General features: G+C 42.3%; 17 protein-coding genes. 7 read left to right on the forward strand and 10 right to left on the reverse strand.

Annotated elements, in window-relative coordinates:
• Positions 1–72: 72 nt before the first annotated feature.
• Both CDG60_RS11535 and hrpA read right to left on the reverse strand, forming a co-directional pair.
• Positions 73–1,188, reverse strand: a complete 1,116-nt coding sequence (locus tag CDG60_RS11535; protein WP_087512527.1) for a beta-ketoacyl-ACP synthase III — start codon at positions 1,186–1,188, stop codon at positions 73–75.
• A gap of 49 nt (positions 1,189–1,237) precedes the next feature.
• The gene (gene hrpA, locus CDG60_RS11540) at positions 1,238–5,173 is read right to left on the reverse strand and encodes an ATP-dependent RNA helicase HrpA (RefSeq protein ID WP_087512574.1); all 3,936 of its coding nucleotides are present in this window, start codon (positions 5,171–5,173) and stop codon (positions 1,238–1,240) included.
• Between the two features lie 345 nt (positions 5,174–5,518).
• Between hrpA and ahpC the strand changes: the two genes are divergently transcribed.
• The gene (gene ahpC / locus CDG60_RS11545; protein ID WP_087512526.1) at positions 5,519–6,082 is read left to right on the forward strand and encodes an alkyl hydroperoxide reductase subunit C; all 564 of its coding nucleotides are present in this window, start codon (positions 5,519–5,521) and stop codon (positions 6,080–6,082) included.
• Between the two features lie 87 nt (positions 6,083–6,169).
• Here the strand turns inward: ahpC and CDG60_RS11550 are convergent, their stop codons facing one another.
• The gene (locus CDG60_RS11550; RefSeq protein WP_087512525.1) at positions 6,170–6,943 is read right to left on the reverse strand and encodes a glucose 1-dehydrogenase; all 774 of its coding nucleotides are present in this window, start codon (positions 6,941–6,943) and stop codon (positions 6,170–6,172) included.
• Positions 6,944–7,356: 413 nt separating this feature from the next.
• On the opposite strand from CDG60_RS11550, the gene CDG60_RS11555 reads away from it, so the two are divergent.
• Complete coding sequence (locus CDG60_RS11555) at positions 7,357–7,563, forward strand: KTSC domain-containing protein (RefSeq protein WP_087512524.1); 207 nt, start codon at positions 7,357–7,359, stop codon at positions 7,561–7,563.
• A 56-nt stretch (positions 7,564–7,619) separates the two neighbouring features.
• Here the strand turns inward: CDG60_RS11555 and CDG60_RS11560 are convergent, their stop codons facing one another.
• The 6 genes from CDG60_RS11560 to CDG60_RS11585 all read right to left on the reverse strand — a co-directional run bounded on the left by CDG60_RS11560 (position 7,620) and on the right by CDG60_RS11585 (position 10,954).
• A complete protein-coding gene (locus CDG60_RS11560) occupies positions 7,620–8,213 on the reverse strand; it encodes an O-methyltransferase (RefSeq protein ID WP_087512523.1) in 594 nt (197 codons plus the stop codon).
• Positions 8,214–8,285: 72 nt separating this feature from the next.
• Positions 8,286–8,501 (reverse strand): DUF1653 domain-containing protein, encoded by a 216-nt coding sequence (locus CDG60_RS11565; protein ID WP_087512522.1) that lies wholly within the window; start codon positions 8,499–8,501, stop codon positions 8,286–8,288.
• 75 nt (positions 8,502–8,576) lie between these two features.
• Entirely contained in the window at positions 8,577–8,933 is a 357-nt protein-coding gene (locus CDG60_RS11570; protein WP_087512521.1) for a roadblock/LC7 domain-containing protein, read from the reverse strand.
• A 38-nt stretch (positions 8,934–8,971) separates the two neighbouring features.
• Positions 8,972–9,940 carry a hypothetical protein gene (locus CDG60_RS11575; RefSeq protein ID WP_087512520.1) on the reverse strand — a complete coding sequence of 323 codons (969 nt, stop codon included), beginning with the start codon at positions 9,938–9,940 and terminating at the stop codon, positions 8,972–8,974.
• 47 nt (positions 9,941–9,987) lie between these two features.
• Positions 9,988–10,395, reverse strand: a complete 408-nt coding sequence (locus CDG60_RS11580) for a roadblock/LC7 domain-containing protein (protein WP_406565288.1) — start codon at positions 10,393–10,395, stop codon at positions 9,988–9,990.
• A 1-nt stretch (position 10,396) separates the two neighbouring features.
• Positions 10,397–10,954 carry a GTP-binding protein gene (locus tag CDG60_RS11585; RefSeq protein ID WP_087512519.1) on the reverse strand — a complete coding sequence of 186 codons (558 nt, stop codon included), beginning with the start codon at positions 10,952–10,954 and terminating at the stop codon, positions 10,397–10,399.
• A gap of 672 nt (positions 10,955–11,626) precedes the next feature.
• Here CDG60_RS11585 and CDG60_RS11590 point away from each other — a divergent pair.
• The 5 genes from CDG60_RS11590 (at position 11,627) to CDG60_RS11610 (ending at position 15,850) form a co-directional block, all read left to right on the forward strand.
• A complete protein-coding gene (locus CDG60_RS11590) occupies positions 11,627–11,971 on the forward strand; it encodes a hypothetical protein (RefSeq protein WP_087512518.1) in 345 nt (114 codons plus the stop codon).
• 258 nt (positions 11,972–12,229) lie between these two features.
• On the forward strand, positions 12,230–12,931 hold the full coding sequence (locus tag CDG60_RS11595; protein WP_087512517.1) for a VIT1/CCC1 transporter family protein: 702 nt from the start codon (positions 12,230–12,232) through the stop codon (positions 12,929–12,931).
• Positions 12,932–13,117: 186 nt separating this feature from the next.
• Positions 13,118–14,329: a YeeE/YedE family protein gene (locus CDG60_RS11600; RefSeq protein ID WP_087512516.1), complete on the forward strand. Its 1,212-nt coding sequence runs from the start codon at positions 13,118–13,120 to the stop codon at positions 14,327–14,329.
• A 185-nt stretch (positions 14,330–14,514) separates the two neighbouring features.
• A complete protein-coding gene (locus CDG60_RS11605; RefSeq protein ID WP_087512515.1) occupies positions 14,515–15,558 on the forward strand; it encodes an NAD(P)H-dependent flavin oxidoreductase in 1,044 nt (347 codons plus the stop codon).
• Between the two features lie 94 nt (positions 15,559–15,652).
• Entirely contained in the window at positions 15,653–15,850 is a 198-nt protein-coding gene (locus CDG60_RS11610; protein WP_087512514.1) for a hypothetical protein, read from the forward strand.
• 18 nt (positions 15,851–15,868) lie between these two features.
• Here the strand turns inward: CDG60_RS11610 and dusB are convergent, their stop codons facing one another.
• Positions 15,869–16,846, reverse strand: coding sequence for a tRNA dihydrouridine synthase DusB (gene dusB, locus CDG60_RS11615; protein WP_264757122.1), 978 nt, complete (start codon positions 16,844–16,846; stop codon positions 15,869–15,871).
• Positions 16,847–17,253: the final 407 nt, after the last annotated feature.

The raw sequence follows: 17,253 nt of genomic DNA on the forward strand, positions 1-17,253 counted from the left end.
GTGCTCCTCACCTTTTAAAAAGGGAGGAGTTCCCCTCTTTTCAAAGAGGGGTTAGGGGAGATTTAGAAATAATCAAACTACATGCTTCTGTACAAGGATCGAACCAACTGAATAACCTGCACCAAATGAACACAGAACTCCATACTCGCCATCATTGACCTGATCGGCTGTGCGGTGCAATGCAATGATCACACCTGCAGAAGATGTATTGGCAAACTCATCCAGAATAATTGGAACCAGTGCAGGATCAGCTTCGGCAGCCTGTTTACCCACCACCAGTTTCAGAATCAGTTCATTCATGTTCGCATTTGCCTGATGCAACCAGAAGCGCTTCACCTGTTCAGGCTGGATCTGATTTTTTTCAAGCTGTGCTATAATCATTTTAGCAACAAGCGGACAGACTTCCTTAAAGACTTTACGGCCATCCTGACGGAACTGCTTATCATCACGTGAAGTCAGCTCAGAACCGTTCAGGAAACCAAAGTTATTACGGATGTTGTTTGAGAACTGGGTAAACAACTTCGTATCCAGAATTTCAAAACCTGCTTTGGTTTCTGTTTCTTCAATAATCGAAGCAGTTGCCACGTCACCAAAAATAAAGTGACAGTCACGGGAGCGATAGTCTGTATGACCTGATGTAATTTCAACATTGACCAGTAAAACACGGCGTGCACCTGTTTTTACTGCATCATAAGCCTGTTTAAGACCGAAAGTTGCAGCAGAACATGCGACATTCATATCGTATGCATAGCCCTGAATACCAAGCTCAGTCTGGATTTCAACAGCAACCGCAGGATAAGCGCGCTGCATGTTTGAACAGGCAAGAATCACAACATCAATATCTTCTGCAGTCACACCTGCATTTTCCATCGCCTGTTTTGCTGCAATCACACCCCATTCAGCCTGAATGGAGAGTTCATCATCGGAACGTTCAGCAAGACGTGGACGCAGACGCTGCGGGTCAAGGATACCTGTTTTTTCAATGACATAACGACGCTGTACGCCTGATGCCTTTTCAATAAATTCAGCGCTTGAGCCACGACGGGCTTCTATTTCACCCGCTTCAATTTTTTCAGCATTTTCGCTGTTAAACTGTTCCACATAAGCATTTAAACTTTGTACCAATTCTTCATTGGTAATCACTTCTTCAGGATGGTATAGACCAGTACCTGTAATACGGATGCCCATGTAAAACTCCTTTTACCTGCCAGGTTAATTCATAACAATTAAATCTATTTTAACCGATTCCAAGCTTTTCCCATACCTTTTGCAGTCTGGTTGGGGAAATTGGCATCTTTGTTTTCATTGGCTGAGAAAACAGGGAAATTCTCAGTTCTTCCACCATGAAATATAAGTCTTTTAATTTTGGATCATTTTTGAACTTAAACAGCTTATCCATCCATGAATCCACTTCTTTAATCGCAGCATCATCACGCTTCAGATTATTCGGTAATCGGTCCAGACGCAACAGTACCGCTTTCAGATATCGCGGATATTCCTGCCAGATATCAATCTGACGGGTATAGGCAAAATCAGCAAGACTCATCAGATCAAGCTGATCTTCAATATCATCCATATTTCGACCAAATACATCCTGATTCAGCATCAACAGCTGCTGACGGATTTCCTGCCACTGAATAAATATCTCACTGATGGTTTTTAAGGCTTCCTGTCCATGAGACAGATAGGTCTTTTTCACCTCGCCCACCAGTGCTGTAAATTCAGCAGCATTTACCGGCAGTTTCTGCACAGACATCTGCAATGTTGCATAAATTAAAATCTGTTCAAGCTGTGCTTTATCACCCAGTGGCGAATACGCCAGTGCCAGCTGTTTTGAAATCTGTTTCTTTAACTGTCGGATCAGATCGCCAAGCTGCATGTGTACCAGCCTGATCACCCCTTCTCGGTGCTGACGGATCGCCTCTCCCCGGTCATTGAAAGTCTGAATAACAATACCTGACTCATCTTTCGTTTCCAGTTTTCTGAATGCTTTCACTGGAACAAGCGCCTGATACTGCTTGACTATCACACCAGTCACTTCATGCGATGCTTCAAAAGTAAACTGCTCAGGGAACGTCTGAAATTCACCTTTCAACTGTTTGACAGGACTGTGTGTTTCTGTCCGGCAACGGGCTTTTAACTCAGATGGGTCACGCCCTTTTTCAATTATGTGCCCTTTTGCATCCACAACCTTAATAAAAGGCAACAGATACTGTTCAACCCGTTCAAAGGAGAAATCTTTTTCAGAAATCTGCTCACCACGAAGCTGAAAAGCCAGATAACTGAAAATATGCTGATTCAGATGCTGAGCATCCACACCTTTGATCAGTCTGCGGGCAGTATCTGGAACAGGAACCAGATTCCGACGTTTATCTTTAGGCAGTGTTTTCAATAATGCCTCTATCAGATCCTGACGCCATCCAGGAATCCCCCATGACCAGATGTTTTCATCCAGCTGAGCTAAAGCCTGAACAGGAACAGTCACCGTAGCTCCGTCTTCATCATGTGCTGGATCAAAACGGTAGGTTGCAGCCAGTCTCAATTCACCATTTCTTAACCAGTCTGGGAACTGCTGTGTAGTCGGACGATCATTCATCCATAAAGCGTCATCATCGACATATAAATATCGGGGATTTTTTGCTTCTGTGGTTGCGCGCCAATCCTCAAAACTGCGACGGCTTGCAATTTCTTCAGGAACTTTTGCCGCATAAAACTGATAAATTGTTTCTTCATCCACAACCAGATCACGCCGGCGCAACTTATCTTCCACCCGCTCCACTTCTTCAAGTTTCAGCAGGTTATGTTTTAAAAATGCAGGTGTGGTTCCAAGGTTCCCCGTGGTCAGCGCATCTCTGAGAAAAATTTCATGAGCAGTAGCCTGATCCACTTTTTCATAATTAATTTTTCTTTTCGGCTCAATAATCAGACCAAACAGTGATATCTGATCATAGGCATTGACCACGCCAGGTTTTTTCGACCAGTGCGGCTCAAAATAATGATGCTTTAATAAATCCGGTGCCGCCAGTAAAATCCATTCAGGTTCAATTTTTGCCATGGTCCGCAGATAAACCTGCGAGGTCTCAACCATTTCAAAAGCCATCACCCACGGCGTATTGGTTTTATGCAGAGTGGATGCAGGGAAAATACGGGCTTTTTGCTGACGGACAGCCATAAAGACATTTCGCTCATCCGTTTTATTGGCAATAAAAGACAGCAACCCTGTCAGCAATGCTCTGTGCAGATTTTCATAACTTGCTTTCTTTTCATTGAATGAAAGTTTCAAGCCCTGAGCCAGATCAAGCAGCTGTTCATGTGTTTTTTTCCATTCACGAAGTCGAAGCCAGCTCAGAAAATGCTGTTTAGCAAAATTCCGACGTTTGTTTTCGCTCATGGTTTCACGGTTTTCGTGCAAGGTTTCCCACAGTTTTAAATAAAACAGGAAGTCAGAATCTGCTTCACGGAACAGTGCATGTTTCTGATCTGCCTGCATCTGTTTATCTGCAGGTCTTTCCCGTGGGTCCTGAACGGCCAGAGCAGCAACAATAATCAGGATTTCATTCAGCACACCAAAATGTGCGCCACCTATAATCATCCTTGCCAGTCGTGGGTCAATCGGCATTTTTGCCATCTGCTGCCCAATGCGGGTGAGTTCCCCTTTAGATAAATCGCCCTTATTGCCTTTTTTAGAGGGTAAATGAGCAGGTTTCTCTAAATTTGACTCATGGTTTTTTGATGCTGATTCATCGTGAATCGCGCCAAGTTCAACCAGCAGTTTCCGACCATCGTTCACCAGTCTGTGATCAGGTGGCTCAATGAAATCAAAGTCTTCAAGCGTACCCAACCCCAGGCTTGCCATCTGTAAAATAACCGATGCCAGGTTGGTTCGTTTAATTTCAGGTTCTGTAAATTCAGGACGGCTCTGAAAATCTTCCTCACTGTACAGACGGATACAGACACCAGGGGCAATACGTCCACAACGTCCTTTACGCTGATTCGCTGCTGCCTGAGAAACCGCTTCAATCGGTAAACGCTGAACCCTGGAACGGTAGTTATATCGGGATATACGGGCAAATCCACTGTCAATCACATAGCGGATATTGGGTACTGTCAGTGCTGTTTCAGCGACGTTTGTTGCAATAATAATCCGTCGCCCACCACCCGATGGGTTAAATATTTTTTCCTGTTCAGACAGTGCCAGTCGTGCGTATAAAGGCAGCACTTCGGTATGACGGGGACCAAATTTCTGTAAGGTTTCCTGGAGTTCCCGAATTTCCTGTTCCGTACTGGCAAAAATCAGAATATCTGCATGTTCAGGATGACCTTTACTCTGCGCATCATGAAAACATTCCTCCACCGCAGAAACAACAGCCCGTGGCAGATTTTCTTCAAAATCATCAAACTCATCGTCATCACTGCCACCAATGCTCAGCTCAGAGATCGGACGGTAACGAACTTCTACGGGGTAACTGCGCCCTTCAACTTCAAAAACAGGGGCATCATTGAAATACTGACTGAAACGGTTCACATCCAGTGTTGCAGAGGTAATGATCACTTTCAGATCCTTACGACGCGGCAGCAACTGTTTCAGATACCCCATAATAAAATCAATATTTAAGGAACGCTCGTGCGCCTCATCGATAATAATGGTGTCATATTTTAATAAATAACGGTCATTGACCAGTTCAGCCAGCAGAATTCCGTCCGTCATCAAACGCACGATGGAATCATTTGAACCCTGCTCATTAAAACGGACTTTAAACGAAATGGACTCTCCGAGTTTTTCTCCCACTTCCTCTGCAATCCGCTTTGACACACTTCTGGCAGCAAGACGGCGTGGCTGAGTATGACCAATCAGTCCCGTCAGACCACGCCCTGCAAGCATGGCAATCTGAGGCAGCTGAGTCGTTTTACCCGAACCCGTTTCACCGGCAACGATAATGACCTGATTCTGCTGGATCGCCTCAATCAGCCTGTCTGCATACTGAGTGACGGGCAAATCCTGATTCAGCTTTATGGTCGGTAAACTTGCGAATCTTTTTTTGACCTGATGACTGGATTTTTCAAACAGTGCTTGGTACTGCTCGCTGTTTTCATCGGTAGATTTTCTGAGACGATTTAAACGATGGCGATCACGCACCATAACGAGCTTATCTACATTTAAATCACACTGCACAGAATTCATACCTGATCAAATACTGAAACGAGCTATTTTACGCTGTAATCCCCCTGAGCGGAAGAACATGCATTTTGTTTAATTTTAACTTTTTTGCATTTTACCCTTGAATTTTAAGACCAAAGGCATCATGTTCTTTATCAGGTCGAACAACAGATGCTTCTGTCATTCAGACATCATAATTCTGATGCTTAATGGACAGAATAATCTGTCAGTGCTGAAAGTTGATACATTTCACAATTCGGTTTTTCCGATACTGTTAATGTAAAAATACCATTTCAGCAATAACAAAAAGTTCGATACTCTATTGGAAATTAAATACAAACCTCAATCATGGAGATAATGATGAGCTTAATTAATACTGAAGTTAAACCATTCAGCACTACTGCATTCCAGAACGGTCAGTTCATCGAAGTTACTGAAGCTGATCTTAAAGGCAAATGGTCTGTTGTTTTCTTCTATCCTGCTGACTTCACTTTTGTTTGCCCAACTGAGCTTGGTGACCTTGCAGACAACTATGCTGAATTCCAGAAATTAGGCGTTGAAATCTACTCTGTTTCTACAGACACTCACTTCACTCACAAAGCTTGGCATGATTCTTCTGAAGAAATCAAAAAAATCCAGTATGTAATGGTTGGTGATGCGAACTGGACTCTTGCTAAAAACTTTGACGTTCTGATCGAATCTGCAGGTCTTGCTGACCGTGGTACTTTCGTTATCGATCCAGAAGGTAAAATCCAGATCGTTGAAATCAACGCTGGTGGTATCGGTCGTGATGCTCAGGAACTTCTTCGTAAAGTTAAAGCAGCTCAGTATGTACACGCTCACCCAGGTGAAGTATGTCCTGCTAAATGGAAAGAAGGCGATGCAACTCTTGCTCCTTCAATCGACTTAGTTGGTAAAATCTAATTTTATAATTAGATCATACTGATTGAAAAACCACGCTTTTCAGCGTGGTTTTTTTATATCAGTTTTCAGATGACTGAATGTATGCCACTAATCCAGAGTCTGAACACCGCCACCATTCACAAAAATCGTCTGCCCACTGACCCAGGACGACACTGGCGAAGCAAAATACAGCATTGCACCTGCAATATCTTCTGCAGTACCTAAACGTTTAATCGGTGTATGTTCCAGCATTTTCTTTTCTATTTCAGGTGTCAGCACACTGGCCAGAGCAACGGTACGGGTTGCCCCCGGTCCAACGGCATTGACTCTGATTTCAGGTCCAAAATCAAACGCCAGGTTTGCAACCATATGATTCACGGCTGCCTTTGATCCACCGTATCCGCTCATATTCGGAGAAGCATTTTTACTGGACATGGAAGATGTGAACACAATCGAGCCATAACCTGATTTTTTCATATGCGGTGCGCACAACTGACTCAGACGCCAGCCGCTGAAGACATTTAAATCAAAATCCCGTTTAATATCATCGACACTGATTTTAAATGGATTTTCACGCCCACCACCGCCACCACCTGCATTATTGATCAGGATATTCACGGTACCAAAAGTACTGACAGTTAAATCCACCAGATCAACCAGGCTTTGATCTTCTAAAATATTACATTTCACAGCCAGAGATTTCTGACCATTTTTTTCCAGCTCATCCACAAGTTGTTGTGCTTTTTCCAGATTCAGATCCGCAATAACAACCGTCGCTCCAGCTTCAGCCAGAAGTAGTGCAGTCGCTTTACCTATTCCATCCGCACCGCCGGTCACGATTGCGACTTTATCCGTCAGGGAAAACAATTCATTAATTTTCATACTCTCACCTTTTATAAGTGATATCAGACCAGAAACAGAACATCATATTTATCATATATTTTTTCAATATATGAGTTTCAGACTCATAAACCGTGACACTGCTGAAAAGCATATGCTTCAGTCAGTGTTTTTTGATTAAAAACAACAGGAAAAATCCAGCAAATAAAAAGGACTGATTAAAACCAGACAGAGATATAAGCAATTTTACTGATCAGATCAGCAGACTGTCTCAGCAAGAAATCCCTTTTACTTCCTGCTCTCTTATACAATATGCAAAAACTGGATATACATAGTTAAAAATCAATGTGATAAATTACAAATCTGCAACACTGTCCCGCATGTAAATCAACTAATTTCAAAGCATGCAGAAAATGATTTTCTGTAAAATAATCAAAAAAATAAGGGGGTTGCTTATGGGAACAGCGTTAACTGTGACATCCTGGAAATACAGTACGACTTCACGGTATTTAAAAATTTTTTATAATAATGGTTCTGGTGAGCTGTATCATCCAGTGCCCGAATTCATTTATGACAACTTACTCCGCTGTAGTGATAAAACAGCCTTTATTCATAAATATTTAGAATATAACCTGCACTTTAACCGCATTACGATTGAATAAATCTTTTCGTTTTCATTGAACAGAATCAGGGGAATATTCCCTGATTCCTATACAGACTATTCGGTATACGTCACCATGAACAGTCCTGCGCCAATCGGCAAAGTTGCTGTCATAAACGATCTATTCTGTTTCACTTCACAGATAAAGTTTTTAACTTCTGCAGCATGTGAAATCACATTATCCACAATAAGCACTGCTCCTGAATGACTGATCATATTTTTCAGGAAAGGCCAGTAATCCATATAGGTATGGCGCTCAGCATCCAGTAAAATCAGATCGTACTGCTCTGTACTGGATTCAAGAAAATCTTTGGCATCACCAGTCCAGAAATCAATCACCTGATCCACATTCAGTTCTTCAGCATAGCTTTTTGCCTGAGCTGTTCTGTCTGGATCAATCTCCAGTGTTGTGACTTTAGCACCCGTAACAAGAGCAGCATCTGCAAGCCACAGCGTTGAATATCCAGTCGATGTACCTATTTCGAATATTTTTTTAGACTGTTGAATACGGATCAGCATCGCCAGGTACTGAGCCGATTCAGTTTCAATATTCCGATAACGCTTTATCCGGTCAGACTGTGTTGCATCAAACTGAATAAAACTTTGATAAAGCTCATTTACACGCTGAGTAAATTCAGGACTTAAACTCATAAGCAACTCCATGCCATATTCAACACTGATTCATTATTATGCAAAATCAAAAGGTCATTCCTGTGACAGCTTTCAGGTCTTCTGGATCAATCTGAAACGGGGAACCACTTCACCATTTTCAAGCTGTACAGTTTCAGCAAACATCTGCAACGGTCTGACCCACATCGAGTAATCGCCATACAGACACTGATAAACCACCAGTTTTTCTTCTGTTTCACTGTGTGTTGCGACATGAAAAACCTGATACAGTTTTCCCTTATAGTGCTGATAAATACCCTGAGCGATCATGCATCGTTTCCTTTAGGATCATTCTGTCAATATAACATTCAATCATAAAAAAACCGCCTTACGGCGGTTTTTAACTTAAGAAAAATCGAGTTCTTTTTCGAAAGCTTTCAGTTCATACCGAGCCATTGCCAGGTTTGATTTTGAACGGTCAAGTACCAGATACAGGAACAGTGCTTCATTTGTATCAAGTGGACGGATCAGATGGTACTGCTTACCCAGTGTGATCAGAATGTCTTCGATGTTGTCATCCAGCTGAAGTGCTTTTGCAACTTTACGCTTTGAACGGACAACTTCCGTATTCCCTGCTGCTGCAAGCTCCAGATCAATTCCACTTCCCTGAGTCGCAAGTGCAAGACCACTGTCACTGTCAATCAGTGCTGCTGCAACAAAACCGTCAATTGAACTGAGTGTATCCAGTGTTATACGTGCCATATTTTTCTCCTAGAGCATAATCAATGTTATATAAAAACTTAAAGTCCAAGTTTTTTACGCAATTTGCCAAAAAAACTACGAATTGCATGATGTTCCTCAGCTGAATTCTTTTCAGCTGATACCCGAAACTCTGCATCTTCTGCGCGAATGCTTTTCCCCATATTCAAAAGCTGTGCGACTGCCACAAATCTGCCCACCCGCTCAGCTGAAAGATTTAAAGCCTGATGCACATCTTTGAGATTTGCACCCAGCGAAAAACAGCTCGCGATTTTCAACAGTTCGCGCCGTTGCAGTCCTTTTTCAAATTGTGGCCACATTTCCAACCTGAAACTCTCACTCAAAGGAATGTCATTCATGCGTATTTCTGAAGACTGCATTAACATCTGCCACAACCATATTCTCAGATCCTGAGCATGCTGATTACGGGTAATATCAAGTGCCTGTTGTCCAGTTGCATAAGACTGGTTCAAAGTCATATTCAGTGAGCGACCATTGTGTTCCTGAACAGGCCAGACCCGTTCGGTCATACAGTCCACCAGCGCAATTGGACCATAGGCATCAAAAAGCTGAATATAGCCATTTCTGGGCAGAAAAACTTCATGGAAAACATTTTCCAGCCCCTGAATTCCTTTTTCTCCCTGTAAAATCTCCAGGCTGGATACCTGTCTGGAGACAGGTTCATAATCAAAAAACAACGACTGTAATGCTGCTCTCAGATCATCCGTCTGGAGTATGGGATAAAATAAAGTATCCCCTTGCAACTGACCACCAGACTCATTACTTCTGACCAGTTTAAAAACCACAGGTTTCTGCTGCTCTATAATCTTCTGAATATTATGTGAGTCATAAAAAGCTTCATTAATTAAAAACAGATCAATATTTGGCTCAGACAGACCTGCCCAGTACACCTGCACACCAGCCGGCAATGCAGATTTAATGGAAATTTTAAACTGATCCTGAATGCTTAGACTTAAACCGAATACCGCAATATTCAAAATATGTTTCATTTTTTAACCATAGCCATTGGCGTTCAGCTTATCTGCTGGATGCTGAATTATTTAATGCGGGAAAGCAGTTCAGCTTCCTTTTTCATATAAAACAACAACTGCCCAATCAGAACATCTATTGATGCACTGGCAACCATCGCCATGGGATACTGTGGATGATCCACCGCTGTCAGTACAACCTTGCCATTGTCTGCATCAAGAGTGATGGTATTACATCCAGACAGACTGATTTCTGCAATAAAAGCAGAAACCATGGCTAAAATTGAACTGCTGACAGCTGCGATTTTCCCTGTATTTTCAAGGTTTTTTTTCGTAGCCAGTGCAAGCTCAAAACCATCTGACGTACACAGCATGACAAAATTAATACCACTGACTGAATTCAGCAGTTCGGTCAGATGCTCTTTTCCGAGCCTGGAAATATGTTCTGGGACCTGGCGTGATTCCATTAAATTCATTTTAAACTCCTGCGGACTTCTGCCCGAACTGAGTATTGATCTCAACTGATGCAATCAGGGTTTCAATCATAAGCAAAACATCATCCCGATTACGGGCATCCACTGCATACAGAGGAAAATGCAGATCACGGATCAGCATCCAGTCACGATATATTTTCAGAACCTGATCATCCTTTTCATCCAGATGAGTGATCCCAATGACAATATTATTGCCATAAGCTCTAAATGCATCGAGATAAAACTCAAGATCCTGTAAACGCTCAGTCCGTGAATGATCAATTAAAATAACTGTGCCCAAAGCCCCTTTACACACAATGGACCACATAAAATTAAATCTGTCCTGACCTGGCGTGCCATACAGACCTATTTTGATACCATCTTCGAGGCAGATTTCCCCATAATCAATTCCAACCGTTGTCAGATATTTAGTATGTGATTCAACGTCTGTATTACGTGCTTCAGTTGAAACGACATCAATATCGGATAACACTTTAATGGCAGCAGACTTACCTGCTCCCATTGTTCCCCCAAAGGCAATTTTATATTGCTGAAAAATCACTTAAGAAACTCAATTTTTTAAAAAATAATGATTAAGTTCACATAAATGCGAACAAATGCAATGTACACTGATTTTATTAAATATCTAATATTTATTATATATTTATACCAATCAATAAATTTACGGCATTTTTCCGCTGAAAACTTGATGCCTGATGAATTGTTAACTTTTGTAATTAATCGTTTTTTTATATAAGTCCAATTTTAATGTTCAAATATCATACTTTCCTACTAACAAGAATTTTTCTATATTTATCAGTAATAATTATCTTATAGAACCAGTTGAAATGATCAAATCACCTGAAGCAGGTTAAAAAACCATCCTATACAGGGATTATTTATTCTTTTTTATTTATCTAAATAATGAACTGAAATAATATCTATCTGGACAGACCACTGATCAGGAAAAGCGGATACATCCATCATCCCCCCCAAAAAATTCATGAAATATTCACCGCTTCATTCTCAATCACAGATATATAACCTAAGCTCCATAGCGATATTCAGGAAAGCAATACAAAAATTTAAGTCATGTGAAGTACAGACATACAGCATTCTTTTTTAATCTAAAAATTACATTTCATTAACAATTTTTGATCTTTTTCTGTTCATTTTTTCCGTTATATTCCATATATCCGCATACTGTGGAGATGAAAATAAAAGGAAAATGAAAATGAATAAACTACTTATTGCTTTAAGTCTGGCTGCCACCGTTGCTCTTGTAGGCTGTAATAAAGACAAAGCGCCTGAAACGGGTGCAACTACAGGTGAGCATCTTGAAAATGCTGCTACACAAGCTGGTGAAGATGTGAAAAATGCAACTGCTGATGCTGCCAATGCAACTGCAACAGCTGTTGATAATGCTGCTGACTCAGCGGTTCAGGCTGCTGACAATGCCGCGGCTCATGCTGAAAATGCTGCTGCACATGCAACTGATGCTGCTAAAAATGCAACCGCTGCAACTGCTGCTGCAGTTGAACAGGGTGCTGCAGATGTAAAAGAGAAAGCTCAGCAATAATATAAAAAAAGCCTTCATCCTGGGATGGAGGCTTTTTATTGCCTGCTGAATCCTGCCTGCTGATAACTGATTATTTTCTTTTTTAATATTCAACCAGGACACTGGCATCAAAAAACACTTCGCCATAGCTTAATTGAACGAATAACTGTATTATTTTTAATAATATTTCTGATGCAGCTTTAAGTCTGCATCCTGCCTGAAAACAGATCATCACATAAACAGTCATCACCGGACTTCGTTATAAAGGACAGCTTTACAATGAGTTACTCCCACCATCAGGAAAAGCATTATATCCACCGTACCGGATGGTTACGTGCAGCTGTACTGGGAGCAAATGATGGGATTATTTCAGTCACCAGTTTAATCATGGGGATGGCTGCCAGTGGAGCATCCACTCATACCCTGCTGGTCACCTGCATTGCGGGATTAATTTCCGGTGCAACTTCCATGGCAGCAGGAGAATACATTTCTGTAAAGTCACAGGTCGATATTGAAAAAGCAGACCTGCATATGGAAGCCCGCGAACTTGAAAAAAATCCTGGGCATGAACTTAAAGAACTGACCCATATTTATACCCTGCGTGGCTTAACTCCAGAACTGGCACATGAAGTTGCTGTTCAGCTGACTGCCAAAGATGCGTTGGAAGCACATGCCCGTGATGAGATAGGCATACATGAAAATACTGCTGCAAATCCTGTTCAGGCAGCAGGCTCCTCAGCACTTGCATTTTCACTGGGCGCACTGTTTCCAATGTGCTCTATACTGCTCAGTCCAGATCAGTATATTTCCACGGTTGTTATGATTGTTGGCATACTGTCCTTAGCAACACTGGGTGGTCTGTCCAGCTATTTTGCAGGAACATCCATTTTCAGAGGCAGTGCAAGAGTCACCCTATGGGGCATTCTTGCCATGGCATTTGCCAGCTGGATTGGCTCTCTCTTTAATGTCACGCCTGTTTAGCTCTTTATCGAGTGAATAAACAGCAAAATGTTTGAATTTTTAAATGAAATTTAAATCACTTTTACCAATATAAATTATAAGAAATACTCAGTTGAATTTTTAATATTCTATGTATTTACATAATATATGGCGATCAGATTGAATTAAAATATCGACACATTATTTGTTTAGATTTACTTTAATTTCATGTCTGTAATTACCGAAAAAACCAGCCGACCCAGCACCACCGTCTGGGTTGCTTTACTGTTGCTGTCTGTTGGAACAATAAGTGCTTACAGCCTGGTAGGCATCAATCAGGCACTGCTGTTTTTAATTGGCGGTGCACTGGGAATGACCCTGTATCATGCATCCTTTGGCTTTACCTCTAGCTGGCGGGTATTTATTAAAGAACGCCGAGGTCGTGGTCTGCGTGCACAGATGATTATGCTTACACTTGCGGTACTTCTGTTCTTCCCTGCACTCAGCGCAGGAGAACTATTTGGCAACCCCGTAAAAGGTAATGTCAGTCCTGTTTCCATGTCTGTTGCCATTGGTGCTTTCATTTTTGGTATAGGGATGCAACTCGGTGGTGGCTGTGCTTCAGGCACACTTTATACTGTAGGCGGTGGCAGTGCCCGCATGGTGGTGACCTTACTTTTCTTTTGCCTGGGGTCTGTGATTGCAACATCGCACCTGGACTGGTGGTTCAATCTGCCCCATCTGGCTCCCATTTCAGTGATTGATCAGTTCGGCGCTACTCCTGCCATATTACTGAACTTAATCCTGTTCGCAGTCATTGCTTTTATTACTGTAAAAATGGAAAAGAAACGCCACGGTTCACTTGAAACCGTCAGTACATCTCAGATTCATGGCTGGAAACGCTTTCTGCAAGGTCCCTGGCCACTCATTCTGGGCGGGATTATTCTGACCCTGCTGAACTTTGCAACGCTTGCACTGGCAGGAAAACCCTGGGGTGTCACATCAGCACTGGCATTATGGGGAGCAAAAGCGGTCAGCACAGTGGGCATAGATGTCAGCAGCTGGCACTACTGGCAACAGGCAGGCAATGCAAAAGCACTGAACAGTCCTTTATGGCAGGATGTAACATCCATGATGAACTTCGGCATTATGCTGGGTGCATTACTGGCTGCAAGCCTGGCAGGTAAATTTGCACCTAATCTGAATATTCCAAAACGCTCTCTGATTGCTGCAGTCATCGGTGGCTTACTGCTGGGATATGGTGCCCGTCTCGCTTATGGCTGTAATATCGGTGCATATTTCAGTGGTATTGCTTCAGGCAGTTTACACGGCTGGTTATGGCTGATCTGTGCATTTACCGGCAACAGCTTTGGTGTAAAGTTACGACCTTTCTTCTTTCCAAGTGAAAAACCACAACCTGAAAAACTCAGCTCCTGCTGATCAGTTTTATTGAGTTAACAGACTGAAATATACTCAGTCTGTTAACTGCTATCTGTACACTTCCATCCAACAAACCCACGTTCTGCCAATGTTTCGGTATAAATATTAAAAAACGAAATAGCGAATATAATTTGCCAAAGCCTGCACTCTTAGGCAAAGTGATAATGAACTAAGGGAGCCTGATCATGTCTATACTTCAACTACTTGGAATTAAACATCCTGTTCTACTGGCACCAATGGCTGGGGTTTCCACACCTGAGCTTGCAGCAGAAGTTTCCAATCAGGGCGGTTTAGGCTCACTCGGATTGGGTGCAGCATCTGTTGAAGCAGCCAGAAAACAGATTATCGAGACGAAATCTCTGACAGATGCACCTTTTCAGGTTAATTTTTTCTGTCATGAAAGTGTTGAACAGAATCCACAGATCACTCAACAGTGGATCAAGAGTTTCAGCCCATTATTTGAAAAATTCAATGCTGCTGCACCTGAAAGCCTGAACTGTATTTACCCAAGTTTTAAAGACAATGATGACTTTCTGAACCTGGTACTGGAAACCTCTCCCCAGGCAGTCAGTTTTCATTTTGGAATTCCTCATCCACACCAGATTCAGGCACTGAAAGCAGCTGGTATTATCACCATGGTCTCTGCAACAAATATTGCTGAAGCCAGAATGATTGAACAGGCCGGTATTGATATCATTATTGCCCAGGGCATTGAGGCTGGCGGTCATCGTGGGATTTTCAATGAATCCTATGACAGTGCAGTTCAGACCGCTGACCTGGTTCGGCTCTGTAAAAAATACTGCAGCATCCCTGTTGTCGCAGCAGGAGGTATTATGAATGGTCAACAGGCACGCCTGATGCTTCAGACAGGAGCGGATGCTGTACAGATGGGCACTGCATTTGTTCAGTGCAAATCATCTGCTATCAATGACGCATACAGAAAAGCCCTGTTCAGCAAACCCGCCACGCAGATTACTGCCAGTATTTCGGGACGCCCTGCACGAGGTATCATCAATCACTGGCACTGCGATATAGATCAGCCAGATCGTCTGGCTGTACCCGCCTATCCATATGCCTATGATCTGGGTAAACAGCTGCACGCAGCAGCAACTAAAGCTGGTGATTCAGGTTATGGTGCATTCTGGGCAGGCACAAATGTTGCTCAGATCAGAGACATGGATGCCAGAGACCTGATGAATCAGTTAATACTTGAAATGAATCTCACCTGAACCGGTCACAATATCCCCAGTTCTGGGGATATATTTTGCATCATATCCCCTGTAATTTGCCTCATAATTATTTAACTTTTTAAGTTGTACAATTATGGGGATTGCATTACTTTGCCTGGTGCTGATTGGCTTTTCAGTAGACAGCGTACAGCATTATCAGGCTGAAAAAATTACGAAAAATAAAACTGCCACTCAGGCTGAACATTCAGAAAAAAATCAGCCGGATCAGAATCAGGTTACAGCGGAAACAACTGAAACACTGCAAAGCATGGTTATTACTAAAAGTAAGTAACTTTCTTTAGATCAGAGCTTACTTTGTGTCCAGCAGATTGACCTGTTCAATCTGAACATCACTCATGATTTCGCCATGTACCAGCAACTGATTAAAATAGTCTTCCACTACTTTAAACTGCGCTGTTGTGCTTTCAACTTTATACATATTCTGACGGAATTCATTGCTGCTGCGCAGCCCTTTAGTATACCAGGCAATATGTTTTCTGGAGATTCTGCAACCTGAGTATTCACCATAAAACTCATACAGCTCAGATAAATGCCCAAGCAGAACATCTTTCACTTCCTGTATGGAAGGTGCTGCCAGGTGTTCTCCGGTTTGCAGATAATGCCCAATTTCACGAAAAATCCACGGACGCCCCTGTGCAGCACGACCAATCATAATTGCATCTGCACCCGTATAATCCAGTACATATTTTGCTTTTTCAGGACTGTCAATATCACCGTTAGCAATCACAGGAATTGCAATATGCTGCTTCACTTCTTTAATCAATGAATAACGCGCAGTATTCAGGTACATATCTTCACGGGTACGCCCATGCAGTGCCAGAGCAGCAATTCCTGCTTCTTCTGCACGCTTTGCAACCCGCATAATATTTTCATGACCATTTAAAAAACCGAGACGGGTTTTCAGTGTTACAGGAACATCCACGGCTGCAACTACAGCATCCAGAATACGTGCAACCAAATCTTCATCTTTTAAAAGAGCAGAACCTGCCAGTTTGTTACAGACTTTTTTGGCAGGACAACCCATATTGATATCTACAATCTGAGCGCCATTTGCAACCTGATAACGCGCCGCTTCAGCAAGATCAGCCGGTTCAGAACCTGCAATCTGAGCTGAGATCGGAGCAATTTCACCATCAAAATTTGCGCGGTACAGACTTTTTTTACTCATACGCAAGGTTTTGTCAGAGGTCATCATTTCACTGACAGCATGACCTGCACCAAAATACTTGCACAGCGTTCTGAATGGCCTGTCAGTCACGCCTGCCATGGGAGCGACCCAAAGTTTTCTATCAATTGATCTGTCAAACAATTCATTGATTACACTGTGTTGACTCAATTCAGTCGCCTCATTTAACTTTGCCTGATTGTTTCATTTCCAGCATCATGGTGCATGACCGCTTTTGCGCGCTCAGTGACTGGAGAGATAAAACAGATGAATAGATGCAGCCGGTACTGCAACAAGGTGCGTATTTTAGTAAATTCAGCTGAAAATATCCATTCGCTCGCTCTGTCTTATCGAGACTACAGGTATAACTGGCTCTGAAAAGCCTGATCAGCAACGACATATACATACAGAACAGCCTACCAAATCATTTGACAGATTCTGCCATGCAATATACATATATATTCTGAACTTTTATTGCCAGCATAGTATACTTCGTCTGCACTTTTGGC

Origin of the sequence: Acinetobacter chinensis (assembly GCF_002165375.2) — a bacterium.
GTDB classification, from domain to species: domain Bacteria; phylum Pseudomonadota; class Gammaproteobacteria; order Pseudomonadales; family Moraxellaceae; genus Acinetobacter; species Acinetobacter chinensis.